Origin of the sequence: Lamprobacter modestohalophilus (genome assembly GCF_016583905.1) — a bacterium.
Lineage (GTDB): Bacteria > Pseudomonadota > Gammaproteobacteria > Chromatiales > Chromatiaceae > Lamprobacter > Lamprobacter modestohalophilus.
This window is the reverse complement of the sequence record NZ_NRRY01000045.1, coordinates 1-18,550: the sequence shown is the minus strand read 5'-3', so window position 1 is coordinate 18,550 and position 18,550 is coordinate 1. Positions and strand designations below refer to the sequence as shown.

13 protein-coding genes are annotated in these 18,550 nt (G+C 62.7%); 10 read left to right on the top strand and 3 right to left on the bottom strand.

All coding sequences use genetic code 11. From position 1 onward, the window contains the following. Nucleotides 1-44: 44 nt before the first annotated feature. Nucleotides 45-2,219, bottom strand: coding sequence for an HAD-IIB family hydrolase (locus tag CKO42_RS19960; protein WP_200247890.1), 2,175 nt, complete (start codon nt 2,217-2,219; stop codon nt 45-47). Between the two features lie 177 nt (nt 2,220-2,396). Between CKO42_RS19960 and CKO42_RS19955 the strand changes: the two genes are divergently transcribed. Then, nucleotides 2,397-3,398 (top strand): acetyl-CoA carboxylase carboxyltransferase subunit alpha, encoded by a 1,002-nt coding sequence (locus CKO42_RS19955; protein WP_200247889.1) that lies wholly within the window; start codon nt 2,397-2,399, stop codon nt 3,396-3,398. A 62-nt stretch (nt 3,399-3,460) separates the two neighbouring features. Next, nucleotides 3,461-4,954, top strand: a complete 1,494-nt coding sequence (gene tilS / locus CKO42_RS19950) for a tRNA lysidine(34) synthetase TilS (RefSeq protein ID WP_242479559.1) — start codon at nt 3,461-3,463, stop codon at nt 4,952-4,954. On the opposite strand, the gene trxA is transcribed toward tilS, so the two are convergent. Continuing rightward, nucleotides 4,951-5,814, bottom strand: coding sequence for a thioredoxin (gene trxA, locus CKO42_RS19945; RefSeq protein ID WP_200247887.1), 864 nt, complete (start codon nt 5,812-5,814; stop codon nt 4,951-4,953). The genes tilS and trxA overlap by 4 nt on opposite strands. A 294-nt stretch (nt 5,815-6,108) precedes the next feature. Between trxA and trxC the strand changes: the two genes are divergently transcribed. From trxC to CKO42_RS19910, 7 genes are all read left to right on the top strand, one after another. Next, nucleotides 6,109-6,543: a thioredoxin TrxC gene (trxC, locus tag CKO42_RS19940; RefSeq protein ID WP_200247885.1), complete on the top strand. Its 435-nt coding sequence runs from the start codon at nt 6,109-6,111 to the stop codon at nt 6,541-6,543. 450 nt (nt 6,544-6,993) lie between these two features. Then, complete coding sequence (gene carA, locus CKO42_RS19935; RefSeq protein ID WP_200247883.1) at nt 6,994-8,145, top strand: glutamine-hydrolyzing carbamoyl-phosphate synthase small subunit; 1,152 nt, start codon at nt 6,994-6,996, stop codon at nt 8,143-8,145. Nucleotides 8,146-8,426: 281 nt separating this feature from the next. Beyond that, nucleotides 8,427-11,633, top strand: coding sequence for a carbamoyl-phosphate synthase large subunit (carB, locus tag CKO42_RS19930; protein WP_200247874.1), 3,207 nt, complete (start codon nt 8,427-8,429; stop codon nt 11,631-11,633). A gap of 244 nt (nt 11,634-11,877) precedes the next feature. Further along, nucleotides 11,878-12,354, top strand: a complete 477-nt coding sequence (greA, locus tag CKO42_RS19925) for a transcription elongation factor GreA (protein WP_200247871.1) — start codon at nt 11,878-11,880, stop codon at nt 12,352-12,354. 229 nt (nt 12,355-12,583) lie between these two features. Next, nucleotides 12,584-12,907 carry a DUF2845 domain-containing protein gene (locus CKO42_RS19920; protein ID WP_200247869.1) on the top strand — a complete coding sequence of 108 codons (324 nt, stop codon included), beginning with the start codon at nt 12,584-12,586 and terminating at the stop codon, nt 12,905-12,907. Nucleotides 12,908-12,950: 43 nt separating this feature from the next. Then, nucleotides 12,951-14,063, top strand: coding sequence for an extracellular solute-binding protein (locus tag CKO42_RS19915; protein ID WP_200247867.1), 1,113 nt, complete (start codon nt 12,951-12,953; stop codon nt 14,061-14,063). Between the two features lie 3 nt (nt 14,064-14,066). Then, entirely contained in the window at nt 14,067-16,565 is a 2,499-nt protein-coding gene (locus CKO42_RS19910; protein ID WP_200247865.1) for an EAL domain-containing protein, read from the top strand. A 51-nt stretch (nt 16,566-16,616) separates the two neighbouring features. Here CKO42_RS19910 and CKO42_RS19905 read toward each other — a convergent pair whose 3' ends face one another. Continuing rightward, complete coding sequence (locus tag CKO42_RS19905; RefSeq protein ID WP_200247863.1) at nt 16,617-17,420, bottom strand: DUF2189 domain-containing protein; 804 nt, start codon at nt 17,418-17,420, stop codon at nt 16,617-16,619. Nucleotides 17,421-17,656: 236 nt separating this feature from the next. On the opposite strand from CKO42_RS19905, the gene CKO42_RS19900 reads away from it, so the two are divergent. Beyond that, a partial coding sequence (locus tag CKO42_RS19900) for a carbohydrate kinase family protein (RefSeq protein ID WP_200247861.1) occupies nt 17,657-18,550 on the top strand: 894 nt, incomplete at its 3' end.

The following is an 18,550-nucleotide window of genomic DNA, read 5'->3' as shown; positions in this document are numbered from 1 at the left end:
ACCGGATGGGCTGATCCCGTTGCTCTGCAGGCTCAATGAGCACCTTACTCGCCCGACTTGTCGTCCTCCGGCCGCATCGGCACCTGACAGGCATCGAAGAACCGATAATGCTCGATCGCCTCCAAGATACCGGCCGCGAAAGGCTTTTCGGCGAAGTAGATGCTCTCGGTATCGGTGAGCTGCGAGAGCTCCTCGTGATGCCGGTTGGCGACGACCACCGCCAGCGTGTTGCCGCGCATCATGTCCTCATCGGCACCCGAGCCACCGGCGGTGAGACAGTGCTCGATCGGGATGCCGAACTGGTCGGCGACATAGCGCAGGGCCAAGCCCTTTGAAGCGCGCGCCGGAACCACATCGAGGAACTGGCCGAACGACAGATTGAGATGCACGTTCAGGTCGGCCTGATGCAGGCTGCTGCCGATCTCCTCGAGGCAGGGTGCGTGTTCGGGGTCGATGTAGAAGCTGACCTTGAACCGGCTCTGTTCCGACTTTGGTTGGCGCTCGATGCCGGGCAGGTCGTTGAGCACGTCGCGCACCCGGCGCGGATACCAGAGGTGGTCGATGTGGCGCGCCCAAGCATCATCGGCGGTCAGCTGCGGCGCGTAGTAGATCTCGGTGCCTAGGGCGGTGATCAGCACGTCTGGGCGCGGGATACCGTAGCGACGCATCACCGCGAGTGCGGAGTCCAGCCGCCGCCCGGTGGCGATGCCGAAGCTGGTGCAACGATGGTTCTCACGCATGATGCGCAGGAAGTCGGCGAGCGAATCTGGATCGCCGAGCAGATTTTGGTCAAGATCGGTGAAGATGGCGCGGTCGTGGTAGAGCATCGGCCGCCGGGCGACCGGTGCCGTTGGCGGTGGCTCGACCTGCTCGAGCAGCGGCTTGATCGCTGCCATGTAGCTCTCGGCGTGCGCTTCCCAGGAGTAGTGCTGCTTGACCCCTGAGAGACCGTTCTTGACCATGGTGCGCCAGCGTGAGGCATCGCTCACGACCTTCAGCAAAGCCTTGGTGATGTCTTGCTTGTCGAGCGGGTCGATCAGGATGCCATTCTTGCAATGGCCGATGATATCGATGGGGCCACCATCTTCGGTGGCGACAATCGGTAGGCCACTGGCGGCGGCCTCGATCAGCGTCAGCCCGAACGGCTCGGTGAGCGCCGGGTTGACGAACACGCCGCGCGAGGCTGCCGCAAGCTGATAGAGGATCGGCACCTCATCGGCCCGATGATGTTTGGGGTAGGCGACCTTGCCGTAGAGGTCATAGAGATCGATCAGGATCAGGATGTCGGTCAATACCTGCTGGGCGCCGCTGTCGAGATCGCGGATGTCATCGCGGTTGCCGGCGATGATCACCAGGTTGGCGTTGCGCTGCAGCTCCTCGGACTCACCGAAGGCATCGACCAAGGTGGCGATGTTCTTGCGCTCATCCGGGCGCGACAGGGCCAGGATGATCGGCTTCTTGGGATCACGCAGAAAGCGCGCCAGCTCCTTCTTGATCGGCGCCTTTTGCTCGCTGCCGTCCGGTGGATGGAAGCGGGTCAGGTCGGTGCCGGGGGCGATGACCGACATGCGCTCGGGCTGATAGTGGTCGTAGAGACCGTATTGCTCTTGGATCTCCTGGCTGGTGCTGGTGACGACCAGGCTAGCAGCGCCGAGCGTCTCTTCCTCGGCATCGATGCGTCGATCCATGCGATAGCGTTTATCGATGATCTCCTGCTTGACGCCCGAGGCGAGCAGGCGGCGGCGCTTGACGCGTCCGAGCGAATGTCCGGTATGCACGAGCGGAACACCGAGCTGGCTCGAGACCCGGGTGCCGACATAGCCGGCGTCAGCGTAGTGGCTGTGGATCAGGGTCGGCGCGATGTCCTGATCACGCAGAAAACCGAGCATGTTGTCGGCGAAGGTGTCGAGATAATCCCAGAGCTGCTCTTTCGGCAGATACTCCGCTGGACCGGCCTCGATGCGCACGATGCGCGCTTTGGGGTCAATGTCTTCGATGGGCTGCTGATAGTCTGTGCTGACATGCGAATCATCGACCAGTCGCGTGAACAGATCGACTCTGTCGACGTCCTCACGTTGGGCGAGGGCGCGGGCGAGCTCGACGACATAGAGCGTCTGTCCGCCGGTGTCGGCATCGCGACCGAGCTCGAGGTCATGGCCGCGGATAAGACCGTGGACGCTGATCAGGACGATGTAGCGGGAGTCTGGTTGTGGTGTCATACGGCTGACTGCTGCTATCGATGTGGCGGCGTTATTGCCAGTGAGAATATCTGATCCGCGATCACCTTGCCTGAAGCGATCACCGTTACTTGCCCGAAGCGTTAATGCTTATCGGAGCCGCTGCATGCGAAAACCTGCTGTCAACAGCGACCAGATTTCACGTAGAATCCCTACCCCATGGACCTGAACTTTCTCGAATTTGAACAACCGGTCGCCGAGCTTGAGGCGAAGATCGAAGAGCTTCGGCATCTCGGTGCGACCTTGGGCGCGCGTCATCTTGGCCGACATGGCCCGGGTGATGAAGAAGACGGCATCAACATCGCCGACGAGATCGAGCATCTCGAGACCAAGAGTCGCGCACTAACCGAGCAGATCTTCTCGTCGCTGACGCCCTGGCAGATCTCGCAGCTGTCGCGGCATCCGCTGCGGCCGTATTTCCTCGACTATGTCGACCGCATCTTCGACGGCTTCCAAGAATTGCATGGTGATCGAGCCTTTGCCGACGACCGGGCCATCGTTGGTGGTCTGGCGCGGCTTGATGGCCAATCAGTCATGGTGATCGGCCATCAGAAGGGGCGCGACACAAAGGAAAAGATCCAGCGCAATTTCGGCATGCCGCGACCTGAGGGCTATCGTAAGGCGCTGCGCTTGATGCAGATGGCCGAGCGCTTCGGGCTGCCGATCCTCACCTTCATCGACACCCCTGGCGCCTATCCGGGCGTGGGGGCTGAAGAGCGCGGTCAGAGCGAGGCGATTGCTCGCAATCTGCAGGTGATGGCAGGACTGCGGGTGCCGATCATCGTTACTGTAACCGGTGAGGGCGGTTCTGGAGGGGCCTTGGCCATCGGTGTTGGCGACCGCCTGATCATGCTCCAGTTCAGCACCTACTCGGTGATCTCGCCGGAGGGCTGTGCATCGATCCTGTGGAAGAGTGCGGAGAAGGCCCAACTCGCTGCTGAGGCGATGGCGATCACCTCGGATCGTCTCCACGAGCTTGGCTTGGTCGATGCAGTGGTGCCCGAGCCGCGCGGTGGTGCGCATCGCAACGTCGACGACACGGCCTCGTCGCTGAAGATGGTGCTGGTGGATGAGCTGGCACGGGTCGCGAGCCAGCCCGTCGATCAGATCGTCGAGGCGCGCTATCAGCGCCTGCGCGGCTACGGTCATTTCAAGAGCTGAGACGCCGCCGCTGGCAGCCGGTATCGAGCGACGTCCATCGCTGCGACTTCGCATTGCCCTCCTTGCCTGACGCCGCTTTTTCCGCTGATCGACTGAGGCTGCTGCTGGCGGCCGCGTTGGCGCAATCGCCGCGGCCTCAGCGGCTCTGGGTCGCCTTTAGCGGTGGTTGCGATTCCCATGTTCTCCTGCATGCTTGTGTTGAGCTGCGCGCTGGGCTTGATCTGACGCTGAGCGCCATCCACGTCGACCATGGCCTTCATCCAGACTCCGGTGCTTGGGCGCGCCACTGCCGTCGCGTCTGCGAGCAGCTTGGTGTCGATTTCCAGGCGCGGCGGGCGCAGATCGAGCGTCGTCCGGGCCAGAGCCTAGAGGCGCTGGCACGTGCGGCGCGCCGGCGCCTCTTTGCCGATTGCCTTGGCCCTGGCGACTGGCTCGCGACCGCGCAGCATCGCGACGATCAGGCCGAGACCCTGCTGCTCGCGTTGCTCCGCGGCAGCGGCGTGCACGGACTGGCTGCAATGCCAGCGCGCGCAGCGCTGGGGGCAGGGATCCTGATGCGGCCGCTGCTCGAGTTCGCGCAGGCCGATTTACGTGCCTACGCCGAGCGGCATCGGTTGAGCTGGCTCGAAGATCCGTCGAATCAGGATCTCGGCTTCGATCGCAATCTGCTGCGCCACCAGATCATGCCGGTCTTGCGCCAGCGCTGGCCGGCTGCTGCCACCACTATCGCCCGTTCCGCGGCCCACTGCGCTGAGGCCGCAGCGCTGATCGACGCGAGCGCCGATGAGCAACTGCCAACGGTTGCCGGCTCACGGCTGGATACGTTATCGGCAGCCCGCTTATCGGCGCTCGCGCCGGAGCGTGCCCGGATCTTGCTGCGGCGCTGGCTGGCCCAGCAAGGGTTTAGACCGCCGAGTCTGCTGCGGTTGCAGGCGATCCTGACCGATGTCCTCTCGGCTCGGGCCGATGCCAGGCCTTTGGTCGCTTGGGAGGGCTGTGAGCTGCGCCGTTATCGTGATGATCTGTTCGCGCTCCTGCCCTTGCCACCGCGCCCTGAGGTTGAGCTGCGTTGGGATGGGCAGCAGCCACTCCAGCTGCCGATGGGATTGGGCAAGCTCAGCTTCGAGGGCGAGGGCGAGGGCGAGGGCGAGGGCGAGGGCGAGGGCGAGGGCGAGGGCGATGACTCGGGGCGCTTCGAGTTAAGCGAGGGGCCGCCGATAACCCTCTGCTTCGGACGGTCTGGCTTGTGCTGCGGGCAATCGAAGCGGCCGAGTCGTCCACTGAAGAAGCTGTTCCAGCAGGCCGCTGTTCCCTCCTGGCTACGTCCCTATGTGCCGCTGCTGCTCGATGCTCAAGGCGAACTGCTCGCGGTTGCTGGTGTCGCGGGCTGCAGGTCAGGGGCAGCGCTGGATCAACAGTTGCTGAGACTGCGCTGGGAGGGGCATCCCTGGACGCGTTTCGGCTGCTTGACCGAGTTGGTTGAGACCAAGGCAGCGGGCCTGGTCGTCATTCCAAGCGCATCATCTTCCGGAGTAAAACCGCGCCATGAACTTTAATATAGGCTACTCAACATCTTTGCCCGATAACGCGATACCAGCTCACCACTGCCACCGAGCAGATCGAAGATCGCGACCATCCCCTTGCGCGCTGCATCATCGCCATACTGCCGGTCCCGTTTCAACAGCGTCAGTAGGTTCTCCAGCGCCGCCTCGTTGTCGCCCGCCAACACCTGATGGGCCGCTAACTGATAGCGCGCGTCATTGTCTCCTGGATTGGCTTTTAGCGTCGTCTGGAGCGCCTCGGCAGCCGGCGCATCAGCCACCGCTGCGCTGAATGCTAGCCGCCCGCGGATTGCCGCGAGCTCTGGATCAGCTGCTAGATCGAGCGGGGTGTGCTCTAACAATTCGAGCGCGCCCGCGGCATCGCCCTCAACCGCCTTCAACTGGACCTGTGCTATGAACACCCGGCTGTTGTCCGGATCATCCTGTTTCGCGCGTTCGATCAGCGCCGACGCTGCGTTCAAATCGCCGTCGGCCATCGCCTGCCGGGCTTGGTCCAGTAGCTGATCGGAGGCGCGGCTAATATGACGCGAGAGAAATTCTCGGATCTGCCCCTCTGGTAGTGCACCCATAAACTGGTCGACTGCTTGGCCGTTCTTGAACAGCTGCACTGTCGGTAGGCTGCGGATGCCGAATTGCGCAGCCAGTGCTTGCTCAGCCTCGGTATCGACCTTGGCGAGGAAGAATTGGCCTTTGAATTCTTCGGCCAGTCTCGACAAGATTGGCATCAGTTGCCGGCAAGGTGCGCACCAATCGGCCCAGAAGTCGACTAGCACCGGTCGTTCGAACGAGCCTTGAATAACGATCTGCTCGAAGTCGGTAGCAGTGACGGCGGCAATATGGGCAGAATCGGTCATGGTGTCTCTCTCGTTGGTCGGGAGCGCGCAAGGGCTTGTCGGCTCGGTCGCTCAGGCAGCGAACTCGGCCGCTCAGGCGCCAGGGCTGCTCAGGCGTTAACATTCAGTCGCCAACGCGAACTCGCATTGGCACTTGGTCTTGCCTTGGAAAATAATTGTCGTAGCGGCCTCAATCAAGCGGGAGCCTGCTCGAATAGACGTCGGTAGGCGCCGGATTTTTGATCGCCGGACCACTGATCGCGGACCTCTGATCGCTGAGGCCAAGCATCTCGGAACATCACTGGAGGCATGCTGATGACAACGCCCATTCACGTCGTCTGTCCACATTGCGATGCGGTCAACCGACTCCCGCCCCAGCGTCTTGCAGACGGCGGACGTTGCGGTCAGTGCCATCGCGCCTTGTTCGACGGCTACCCGTTCGCCCTGGGCCAGGCGAGCTTTGAGCGTCATGCGGCGCGTAGTGACATCCCACTGGTTGTGGATTTCTGGGCGTCTTGGTGCGGGCCCTGCAAGATGATGGCACCGGCCTTTGAGGCGGCAGCGTCACGGCTCGAGCCACGCGCTCGGCTGGCTAAGGTTAACACCGAAGAAGAGCAGGGGCTGGCGATGCGTTTTGGCATCCGCAGCATCCCGACCCTGGCGATCTTCGTCGGCGGTCAAGAGCGCGGGCGGCAAGCAGGGGCCATGGATACCAACGGCATTGTGCGCTGGGTCGAAGCCAATCTATAGTCGAAGCTAATCGATTACGTCGTTCGCGCCACCGAAGCTGCGAGCTTGCGATTGAATCGTCCCCGAGGCTGCGCCTTGACGAAGTGAGGATCGGCTGCTCAGGCCTTGTGCCTAGACAACCAGTCGACATTGCGCCGCAATTTTGTGACGCAGTTGCTGCGCTGCAGCACTAAGCATGGACAGCGGCGGAGGGTTTCGCTAACATCCGGCCCGTTTTGGATAGATGCAGCCAGGCGGCTGTGACGAGCGGACTGTGGTCTCCGGTGCGAGGATGCTTAAGGGCCCTTCGCTTTGTTTGGTCACATGCGCCGTTTGCCTGAGTGGGTGCGCGGCTGCCGCCGCCTGCTGACGTTGCTTGGCTGCATTTGCCGCCGCAACTAGGGTCGCCTTAGGCGGCCATCTGATGGTCGGGCATTTCGCTCGGCACCACCGACTGCCTCGGAGACTGCGTTGACTATTCCTGCGGTTTTGGTCCTGCAAGACGGCTCGGTCTTTCGCGGGACGTCTATTGGCGCCCGCGGCCAAAGCGTCGGTGAAGTCGTGTTCAACACGGCCATGTCGGGCTATCAAGAGATCCTGACCGATCCGTCCTATCGGCGGCAGCTGGTCACCCTGACCTATCCACACATCGGCAATACCGGCACCAACGATGAGGATGAGGAGTCGCCCGCGATCCAGGCTGCTGGTCTGATCATTCGCGATCTGCCGGTGCTGGCGAGCAACTTCCGCCGCAACGAGACCCTCAGTGCGTATCTTGAGCGTCACGGGGTGGTCGGAATCGCTGACATCGATACTCGCCGTCTGACCCGTCTGCTGCGCGAGAAGGGCGCGCAAAATGGATGTTTGGTCGCGGGCGATGATCCGGACGAGCAGGGCGCCTTGGTCGCGGCCACCGCCTTTCCTGGGCTCAAGGGCATGGACCTTGCCCGTGAGGCCGGCGTCAGCAGCGCCTATCGCTGGACCCAGGGCACTTGGAGCCTGGAGCAGGGACTGACCGATCCGCTCGCCTGGGATGATGAGCGTTTCCGGCACCATGTCGTCGCCTACGACTTCGGCATCAAGCGCAATATCCTGCGGCTGTTGGTCGACCATGGCTGTCGGGTCACGGTGGTGCCGCCGCGGACCCCGGTTGCCGAGGTGTTGGAGCTAGCGCCAGCCGGTGTTTTCTTGAGTAATGGCCCTGGCGACCCCGAGCCCTGCGGCTACGCGATTGAGGCCATTCGTGAGCTGCTGGCGCGTGATGTGCCGCTGTTCGGCATCTGTCTCGGGCATCAGCTGCTCGGTCTCGCCTGTGGTGCGCAGAGCGTGAAGATGAAGTTTGGTCACCACGGTGCCAACCATCCGGTGCAGGACCTGGCGACCGGACAGGTGATGATCAGCAGCCAGAATCACGGCTTTGCCATCGATGAGCAGAGCCTGCCGGCTGAGGTCGAGGCGACCCATCGCTCGCTCTTCGACGGCTCGCTGCAGGGACTGCGCCACCGCGAACATCCGGCTTTTAGCTTCCAGGGCCATCCGGAGGCAAGCCCAGGGCCGCGCGACGTTGAGCCCTTGTTTGCTCATTTCGTCAGGATGATGGATGCCTGCTCGGGCGGGCAGTGAGGAGAGTGGCGAGTGGTGAGTGGAGAGTGGTGAGTGGAGAGTGGAGAGTGGAGAGTGGAGAGTGGAGAGTGGAGAGTGGAGAGTGGATAGAGAGTAGGTGGCGGGGGGTTGATCGCGGATCAGCGGTCGATGTCGGTGCTGGCCTTGGTTCTCGCCAGATCGGCGCCGCATTGCGGCTCATGCGCATGGCGGCGCGCCACTCCGGAAGATGAATCGCGCGAGATTCACGTTAAACAAACACGACCTTTTTCAGCAGCAGACTTCGGACGCCTCATCAGCCCATGCCCAAGCGCACAGATATCCAGAGCATCCTGATCATCGGCGCGGGCCCGATCGTGATCGGGCAGGCCTGCGAATTCGATTACTCCGGCGCCCAGGCCTGCAAGGCGCTGCGCGAGGAGGGGTTCCGCGTGGTGCTGGTGAACTCGAATCCGGCGACGATCATGACCGACCCGGAGATGGCCGATGCGACCTATATCGAGCCGATCAACTGGCGGGTTGTGGAGCGCATCATCGCCCACGAGCGCCCGGATGCTTTGCTGCCGACCATGGGCGGGCAGACGGCGCTGAACTGTGCTCTGGATCTGGTCACCGAGGGCGTGCTGGAGCGTTACGGCGTGGAGATGATCGGCGCCTCGCGCGAGGCGATCGATAAGGCCGAGGACCGCGATCTGTTCCGTCAGGCGATGCGCCGCATCGGTCTCGACATGCCGCGCTCGGCGATCGCCCACAGTCTGGAAGAAGCGATCCAGGTCCAAGCGCAGATTGGCTTCCCGACCATCATCCGGCCCTCGTTCACCATGGGCGGCAGCGGCGGTGGCATCGCCTACAACCATGAGGAATTCGAGGAGATTTGCATCCGCGGTCTGGATCTCTCGCCGGTCAATGAGCTGCTGATCGAAGAATCAGCGCTGGGCTGGAAAGAGTACGAGATGGAGGTGGTGCGCGATCACAAGGACAACTGCATCATCATCTGCTCGATCGAGAACCTGGACCCGATGGGTGTGCACACCGGCGACTCGATCACCGTCGCCCCGGCGCAGACGCTGACCGATAAGGAATATCAGCGCATGCGCGATGCCTCGCTCGCCGTGCTGCGTGAGATCGGCGTCGACACCGGCGGCTCGAACGTCCAGTTTGCGATCCATCCCGACGATGGGCGCATGATCATCATCGAGATGAACCCGCGTGTCTCGCGCTCCTCGGCGTTGGCCTCGAAGGCCACCGGCTTTCCGATCGCCAAGGTCGCCGCCAAGCTTGCGGTCGGCTACACCCTTGATGAGCTGCGCAACGAGATCACCGGCGGTGCAACGCCAGCCTCGTTCGAGCCAGCGATCGACTACGTGGTCACCAAGATCCCGCGCTTCGCGTTCGAGAAGTTCCCGCTTGCCGATGCCCATCTGACCACCCAGATGAAGTCGGTGGGCGAGGTGATGGCGATCGGCCGCACCTTCCAGGAGTCGCTGCAGAAGGCGCTGCGTGGGCTCGAGACGGATAAAGACGGTCTCAACGGGATGCTCAACCTGGCCGATCCGCAGTCCCTGAGCCGGTTGCGCACCGAGCTGCGCCAGCCGGGCGCCGAACGCATCTTTTACCTGGCCGATGCGTTACGTGCCGGAATGACGCAGGACGAGGTGCAGGGCCTGACCGGGATCGACCCCTGGTTCCTGGCGCAGATCGACGAGCTGGTCGCGATCGAGCATGAGGTTCGGGTGCAAGGACTCGCGGGTTTGGATGCGGAGCGATTACGCTGGCTCAAGCGGCGCGGGTTCTCGGACCGGCGGCTCGCCACGCTCACCAGCGAGGCCGAGGAGGTGATTCGCGAGCGCCGCCGCGAGCTGGGCATCCGGCCGGTGTTCAAGCGTGTCGATACCTGCGCCGCTGAGTTCGCGACCAGTACCGCCTACCTGTATTCCACCTACGAGGAAGAATGCGAGGCGAAGCCGACCGACGCCAAGAAGATCATGGTGCTCGGCGGCGGCCCGAACCGCATCGGGCAGGGCATCGAGTTCGATTACTGCTGCGTGCATGCGGCCTTCGCGCTGCGCGATGATGGCTTCGAGACCATCATGGTCAACTGCAATCCGGAGACCGTCTCGACTGACTACGACACCTCCGATCGGCTCTATTTCGAGCCATTGACGGTTGAGGACGTGCTCGCCATCGTTGAAACGGAACGCCCGTATGGCGTGATCGTGCAATACGGTGGCCAGACACCGCTGAAGCTGGCGCGCGATCTGGAAGCGGCCGGGGTGCCGATTATCGGGACCTCGCCGGACAGTATCGACCATGCCGAGGACCGCGAGCGTTTTCAGCGCCTGATTACGGAGCTTGGTCTGAAGCAGCCACCGAATGCGACCGCGCGCAGCGAGAGCGAGGCGGTGGAGCGGGCGGCTGAGATTGGCTATCCGCTGGTGGTGCGGCCCTCCTACGTGCTGGGCGGTCGAGCCATGGAGCTGGTCTATGACGAGCAGGATCTGCGCCGATACATCCGCACCGCGGTCAGCGTCTCGAACGCCGCGCCGGTGCTGTTGGATCGCTTCCTCGAGGATGCGATCGAGGTCGATGTCGATGCCGTCTGCGACGGCGAATCGGTGCTGATCGGCGGCATCATGGAGCACATCGAGCAGGCTGGCGTGCACTCCGGTGATTCAGCCTGCTCGCTGCCGCCCTATACTCTGAGCGCCGAGCTGCAGGACCGGATGCGCGAGCAGATGGCGGCCATGGGACTGGCGCTCGGCGTCCGTGGGCTGATGAATGCGCAGTTCGCGATCAAGGGGGAGGATATCTATATCCTTGAGGTGAACCCGCGTGCGTCACGCACCGTGCCCTTCGTGTCCAAGGCCGTCGGAGTGCCACTGGCCAAGGTCGGTGCACGCTGCATGGCCGGTCGCTCTTTGGCCGAGCAGGGCATGCTGCTGGAGGTGGCCCCGACGCGCTATTGTGTCAAGGAGGCGGTGTTCCCCTTCGTCAAGTTCCCCGGTGTCGATACCCTGCTTGGGCCAGAGATGAAGTCGACCGGCGAGGTGATGGGGATCGGTAAGACCTTTGCCGAGGCCTTCGGCAAGGCGGTGGAGGCAGCCGGGATGGCGTTGCCGCGTCCTGGAAAGGCCTTGCTCAGCATCCGCGATGCGGATAAGGCGCGGATGCTAGCGGTCGCTCGTAAGCTCCTCGAGCTTGGCTTTACGCTCTACGGCACCCATGGCACGGCGCGAGCGATCCGGGATGCCGGGTTGGACTGTGTTGGGGTCAACAAGGTCAAGGAAGGGCGCCCACACATCGTCGATATGATCAAGAATGGTGAGGTGCGCTTTATCGTCAATACTACGGAGGGGGCTGAGGCGATCGCCGATTCGGCAGCGATCCGGCGCGCGGCCTTGCAACACAAGGTCAGCTACACCACGACCATCTCTGGTGCTGAGGCCACCTGCCTCGCCTTGCAAGCAGGTGACCTTTTGGAGATTACCCAGTTACAGACGCTTTACTGAGCGCTTGCGCGCGGTTAGTCTCTGCGATGTTGTCTCGTCCCGCTTGGCGCGGGACCTCTCCATAATAATCCCTACGCGTTGATCGATCGGTGGCTCCCCCATCGAGCGAACCGCTCCCTAACCCGACCTTCGACAACAACGCTATCCAAGATGGCGCGCGTTCGCCCACTGTTGCGGCAACGCGTGCTGACCGACGTATTCAGTGGGCGCGCGATGGTGCGCCCAAGTGTAAGAGGATGCCCGCATGAATAGAGTCCCTCTCACGGCTAGAGGCGCCGAGCAGTTACGTGCAGAGCTCGAGCAGCTAAAGCGCGTTGAGCGCCCGCGCGTGATCGAGGCCATCGCCGAGGCGCGCGCACACGGTGATCTGAAGGAGAATGCCGAGTATCACGCGGCCAGGGAGCAGCAGGGCTTCATCGAAGGCCGCATTCAGGAGATCGAGGGCAAGCTCTCGAATGCCGAGATCATCGACGTCACCAAGCTCAATCCTGGTGGTCGTGTGGTCTTTGGCGCGACCGTGGATGTGCTCGAGATCGACAAGGATGAAGAGCACAGCTTCATCATCGTCGGCGACGACGAGGCCGATATCAAGCAGGGCAAGATCTCGGTCGGCTCGCCGATCGCGCGCGGCCTGATCGGCAAGAGCGAGGGCGATACCGCGCTGGTCGAGGCGCCCGGTGGCAAACGTGAGTTCGAGATCCTCGAAGTGCGTTATGAATGAAGGCGTTGCATGCCGTAGCGCAAACAGCGCTGGAGGGGGTGTCGAGTGCCTCAAGATGCCATCAAGAGAGTACCTCAAGAGTGCGATCACGGCGCGACCAGGTTGCGATCAGGCCGCGATCAGGGGCGCGCGATGATAGGTGCGCTGAGAATCGGCCTATAATCCCTGACGGGCCGACAGCGAAGACTCGCTTTCGCTCGGCACGATAAGCCCTGGAGAGGAGATATCCATGCGCCATCTGGTTCTGATCGGTTGTCTGCTGCTTGCGGCGGCTCCTGCTCACGCACTGCGCTGTGGCAACAGCGTGATCTCGGAAGGTGACAGCAGCTTGCGGCTGAAGCGGTTTTGCGGCGAGCCGGCGCAAGTCGAGCAGCGCGAGGATCGGGTCGCAGTGGAACGTTACGATTCGTCGCGGCAGCATTACTACACAGACTATGTGGTTAAGCCGTATGAGATCTGGACCTACAACTTCGGTCCGCGCCGCTTTATCAACCGGATCGAGGTTCGTGACGGTGTGATCAAGCAGATCACCACGGGCGGTTACGGCTATTAATGACGATCTTGATGGTCATGCACTGTCGGTGATGGGGCTGCGGGTGAAGAACGAGCTGGGGTTGCTGCGGGCGTCATGGCTGTTCACCTGCCTGCTGCTCGTCTCTGTGTTGTTTGCCAGCAGCGCGCCGGCTGCTGAGGAGTCACCGGCTGCTCCCGCTGGAGCAATAGAGGCACCGACACGTGAACTGCGGCTGTTGACCTGGCCGGATTATCTCGATCCAGGCCTCGTCGAGGCGTTTGAGCGGGAATTCAAGACGCGCGTCAGGTTCGACTATTTCGATAGTGACGATGCCCGTGATCGCTTCGTCGTGCAGAGCGATGGTCAAGGATTCGATGTCGCGGTGCTCGATAGCAGTGCTGTTGCGAGCTATCGGCGACGGGGCTGGATTCGCCCCATCGACGCGGCACAGGTTCCCAACCTGCGCCATATCGATGAGGCCATCGATCAGGCCTACCCGCAGACCAGCGGTTACGCCGTGCCATACTTTTGGGGCACCACCGGCATTGCCTACCGGGCGGACTTGGTGCCGGAGCCGCCACGGCGTTGGATGGATCTGTTTCGCCCCGATGCGGCCTTGGTTGGGCGTATCATGATGATCGCCGACAGTTATGATTTGATCGGCATGGCCCTGAAGGCGCTGGGGTTCTCGATGAATAGCGCCGATCCCGAGCAGATCGAGCAAGCCACGGCCCTGCTGTTGGAGCAACAGCCCGCGTTGCGCGGCTATGGCACCTTAGAACTGGGTCCTGAATCGCCACTGATCACTGGTGAGTTGGTGGCGGCCATGAGCTACAGCGGCGATGCGGCGATGCTGATGGAGCAGCATGACGCGATCCGCTATCGGGTGCCAGAAGAAGGTGGGCCGATTTGGATCGACTATCTGACCATTGGCGCGCAGGGCCAGTCTGATTTGGCCCTAGCCTTCATCGACTTTCTCAATCGTTCCGAGGTGGCGGCGCAGAATGCCCGCTATCTTCACTATGCAACGCCCAATCGGGCTGCCGAGGCACTGTTGCCGGCCGAGTTTCTCAGCGATCCATTGATCTACCCTCCACCGGAGACCCTCGCCCGCTGCGAGCACTACAAGCCGCTGTCACCCGAGGCGGTGCGCCAGCGCGTCGAAGTCTACTCAGCGATCGTCCACGGTCGCTAATCCGTGCGTCTGCAAGCGAAATTAGCCTTAGCGCTGGTGCCCTTGATTGCGCTGCCGCTTCTGGCCTCAGGCTGGCTGAGCTGGAGCTATTCGGGCGCTGATCTGCAGCGCAAGGCCGAGCAAAGCCTCGATACGGCGCTGCACCGCGTTGAGCAGGCGACCGAAGCGCTGCTCGAGAATGCGAACGCGAGCCTTGATCTGCTCGCGATCGCCCCGGAAACCGAGCGCTACGCGCGCAGCAACAATCCAGAGGATCGCTACTCGCTGTTCCAGTCGCCGCTGCTGAAGCTCTTTCAAGACTATCGGCGGACCTATCCTGAGTATCTGATGGTTCGCTTTCTGATGCCAGACGGCCGCGAGGACGCGCGCGCAGCGGGGGTGGTGAGCGGTGTGATCGGGGTCGACTCAGCGGTCGAAGCGGCCTTGTTGAAACAGGCCCCGACCCCAGAATCCCAACTGCTCGACCAGGAGAACGACAGCCTCATCTTCTATCGTCCGGTTCGGCTTTCGCTCGGCTATAGCGATGCCACTGAGGGGCCTTATCGCTTGCGCGGATTCATCGCGCTGACGGTCTCGCTCGCCGGGCTCTATGCACAGGTCAGCGAGCTGCGACCGAACCTCGGCTGGCTGTTCTTGGTGTCTCGCGATGGTCAGCTGCTCTTCGGCGCTGGTGATGCGGCTGCGGCTGGTCATGCGGCGGTTGCGGATGACGCGCTCCTAGCGCGGATCTTGGAGATCGCCACGAGCGCAGAGGCGCCGCAGCTTGACCCGATCAAGATCGATTGGGATGGCGGCCATCGGCTGCTGCAGGCGCGTCCCGTCGGGGCCGGCTTGACCGCCGTTGCGCTCTTGCCCGCTGATGCCTTACTGGAGCCACTGCAAGAGCTGGCGCTCAAGATTGTGGCCATCACGCTGGCTTCGGGTCTGTTGTTGACGCTGGTCCTGTACCTCTCGTTGCGTCGGCTCGTGCTGACACCACTCGCGCAGTTGCGCAAGGCGGCACAGGCGATTGGTGCGGGCAGCCTGACCCCAGCGATTGATGTGCGCTCCAATGACGAAATGGGCCTCCTCGCCGACGATGTGCGCGAGATGGGCCAGCGCCTGAGTACCTATCGCAAGCAGATCGAAGATTTGGCATTCAATGATCAGTTGACCGGTCTTCCCAATCGGCACCTGATTCGGGAACTACTGCAAACCCATCTGCAGCACTGTCAAGCCGCTGGCGAGGGCCTCGCCGTGCTCTTGTTCGACCTGGATAACTTCAAGCAGATCAACGACAACCTCGGCCATGCGAGCGGCGATCGGCTGCTGCGGATCTTGGCCGAGCGGTTTAGGACCGAGCTCGATGTCGAGGCCTTGCGGGGCCGATCGCAGCTGGCGCGGTTTGGCGGTGATCAACTGTTGCTCTTGATCGGCGGGCTGCTCGACAGCGACGAGTCGGCGCGCGTGGCTGAGCGGATCTTGACGGAAACCGCAAAGCCGTTCGATTTGGGCGTTGGCCATTACGTGGTCACCGCCAGCGTTGGTGTCGCCGAGTTTCCGCGCGATGCCAATAATGCCGAGGGCCTGATCCGTTGTGCGGACCTGGCGATGTATCGTGCCAAGGCGGATGGTCGCAATACCTATCGGTTCTTCTCGCCCGATCTCGATACCAAGGCCTCGGAACGCCTCCTGCTCGAACATCGCCTGCGGTTGGCTGTGGCCGAGCGCGCCTTTCAGGTCTACTACCAACCGCTGTTTACCATCGAAGGGATGCAGATCGCCGGATTCGAGGCCTTGCTGCGCTGGACCGATCCTGAGCTCGGGGCGATCTCGCCGGCGCGCTTCATCCCGATTGCCGAGCATACCGGGCTGATCGAGGAGCTTGGCGACTGGGTCATGCGTGAGGTCTGCGCGCAGCTCGCGCGCTGGGCGGCGGTGGGGCTGAAGACGGTGCCCGTGGCCATCAACATCTCGCCGCTGCAACTGCTGCGCGGTTCCTTGATCGAGCGCCTTGAAGGCTATCTGCAGCAATTCCAGCTGGCGCCGAGCCAACTCCATGTCGAGATCACCGAGTCGGTGCTGATGGACATCAGCCCGATCAATAGCGCGCGTCTCGAGGCCCTGGCCGAGCTTGGGATTGCGCTGCACATCGATGACTTTGGCACCGGCTACTCGTCGATCAACTATCTGCGGCGTTTCAAGATCGATTGCATCAAGATCGATCGGAGCTTCGTCTCCGACATGTGCACCTGCGACGAAGATCGCGCCCTGGTAGCGGCGATGATCGCGATGGCCAAGGCCTTGGGGATGCACGTGGTCGCCGAGGGCATCGAGACCCAAGCGCAGCGGGATCTGCTGCACGAGCTCGGCTGCGATATCGGCCAAGGCTACCTGTTTGCCCGCCCTTGCGGGGCTGCCGAGGCCCTGCGTTTCTTGGCGCGGCGTGCAGAGGCCACTGAACCCGTCGTGCTTGCTGCAGAAGGTGCGGAAGGTGCGGAAGCGGATGAGGCCGTCGATTAGGCGTGAATCGCTAGTGCGCCATCCGTTGGCGCAAGTGGGTCGGACTGTCGATTAAGCGGCCTCGCCGACCAAGTCACGATAGGCATACCAGCTCGCGTAGCCGAGCAGCGGGAAGATCACGACCATGCCGACGAAGGCGGTCAGCGCACCGATGATCATCAGGCCGAGGATCAAGCCCGCCCAGCGCAACATCGGCGCCGGGTTGAGGGTGACGGCGCGCCAGCTGGCTTGAACACCGGCGATCGGGCCGGCATCGCGATCGACGATCAAAGGCACCGCGATCACACTGGCTGCGAACACCGCCGCGCCCAGCAAGGCACTGCTGACCAAGGTGAAGAGCATCATCAATGGGTCCATGCCGCCGCCCAGCAGGGTGACATAGCCGCTGGAGGTGGGCGCCAGGGTCGTCACCTTAATCGCAAAGATCACCACCGAGGCCAACGTCCAAAAGGCGACGACGAACATCAGTAAGAGCCCGAACAAGGCCAGGCTGGAGCGCCGCTGGCCAAAGAGCGCCAGGCTGGCACGAATCCCGATCCGCTCGCCGGCCAGATGCTGACGCGCGGCGACATAGAGCCCCGCGGCCAGGAAGGGCCCCAGCAGCAGGAGCACGATCAGGAACTTCAGTGTCAAGCCCGGCATCGCGCGGCTCATGGTCAGCGCCGCGAAGCCGGCGAGCGCGCAGAGCGTGCCGTAGAACAGACTGATCAAGGGCGTCTTGGTCAGGGTGCCCCAGCCTTGCGCGAGCCACTGCAGGGGCGCGTTGACCGCAACCTGCTGGATCTTGATCGTATCTCCTTGCACGATGTCCCGATGAGTATCGGTTGAGGTCAAGGTCATCGATTCTGTATTCATTGTGAAAACTCCGAAGGGGTGGGCGCGACTAGACGACACATCGGTGGTGCCCAGCATCGAGCCACTGACCCTGGAAAGGCATTTAAATGTAGCTAAGTAAGAATATAAGACTTTTCTGATATACGATCAAGCCTTCGATTGAGAATTGTTCGGTGAGGATCGAGTTGCGGCCATGACCCGCACGCCCTTAGCATGATCGACCTTTTCGATCGCTACAGCTCTCGGAGTCCAGCACTATGCCGTTCGATCATCAGCAGCCGCCACTCGTCTTCGGCGAGGCCCTGTTTGACTGTTTTCCCGATGGCGCCGAGGTGCTGGGTGGCGCGCCCTTCAACGTCGCCTGGCATCTGGCCGGGTTCGGGCTGAATCCGGTGTTCTTGAGCCGAGTGGGCGAAGATGCCCTCGGCGAGCGGATTGATGCGGCGATGCGCGAGCAAGGGATGACCACCCTGGGGCTGCAGCGTGATCCTGAGCATGCCACTGGTACCGTGCAGGTTTCGCTCGTCGGCGGTGAACCGAGCTACGAGATCGTTCCTGATCGCGCCTACGACCATATCGATGCGGCAGCGCTGCCGCCATTGCCGCAGCAGACGCTGCTGTATCACGGCAGTCTGGCATTGCGGCACTCGGTGTCGGCGGATGCGCTGCGGATGCTGCGGGGGCGGCTCAGCCCGTCGGTCTTTCTGGACGTGAATCTGCGTGATCCCTGGTGGCAGAAAGAGCGGCTGATCGAGCTGCTGGAGGGTGCGACCTGGGTCAAGCTCAACGCCGATGAGCTCGCGCTGCTAGCACCCGAGGGCGACGATGTCGAGGCTCGAGCGCAGCGGTTGCGCGAACGCTATGAGCTTGAGGCCGTATTTGCCACCCTCGGCGCCGCGGGCGCCTTTGCAGTGGATGCCGATGGGACGGTCAGCCGCGTGGCGCCGGCCGGCGCGATCGAAGTGGTCGATGCGGTGGGCGCCGGCGACGGCTTCGCCTCAGTGCTGATCCTTGGACTGATCCGCAGCTGGCCTGTGCAGCAGACACTGAATCGTGCGCAGGCCTTTGCCTCGGCGATCGTCGGCCAGCGGGGAGCGACAGTGCGTGATCCTGGATTCTACACACCGTTCCTCGACGAGTGGCGCTTGGGC

Excerpts from the sequence above, each read along its gene's own strand:
- CKO42_RS19960 (WP_200247890.1), bottom strand. The coding sequence starts at position 2,219 with ATGACACCACAACCAGACTCCCGCTACATCGTCCTGATCAGCGTCCAC.
- CKO42_RS19955 (WP_200247889.1), top strand. The coding sequence starts at position 2,397 with ATGGACCTGAACTTTCTCGAATTTGAACAACCGGTCGCCGAGCTTGAG.
- trxA (WP_200247887.1), bottom strand. The coding sequence starts at position 5,814 with ATGACCGATTCTGCCCATATTGCCGCCGTCACTGCTACCGACTTCGAG.
- trxC (WP_200247885.1), top strand. The coding sequence starts at position 6,109 with ATGACAACGCCCATTCACGTCGTCTGTCCACATTGCGATGCGGTCAAC.
- carB (WP_200247874.1), top strand. The coding sequence starts at position 8,427 with ATGCCCAAGCGCACAGATATCCAGAGCATCCTGATCATCGGCGCGGGC.
- greA (WP_200247871.1), top strand. The coding sequence starts at position 11,878 with ATGAATAGAGTCCCTCTCACGGCTAGAGGCGCCGAGCAGTTACGTGCA.
- CKO42_RS19920 (WP_200247869.1), top strand. The coding sequence starts at position 12,584 with ATGCGCCATCTGGTTCTGATCGGTTGTCTGCTGCTTGCGGCGGCTCCT.
- CKO42_RS19905 (WP_200247863.1), bottom strand. The coding sequence starts at position 17,420 with ATGAATACAGAATCGATGACCTTGACCTCAACCGATACTCATCGGGAC.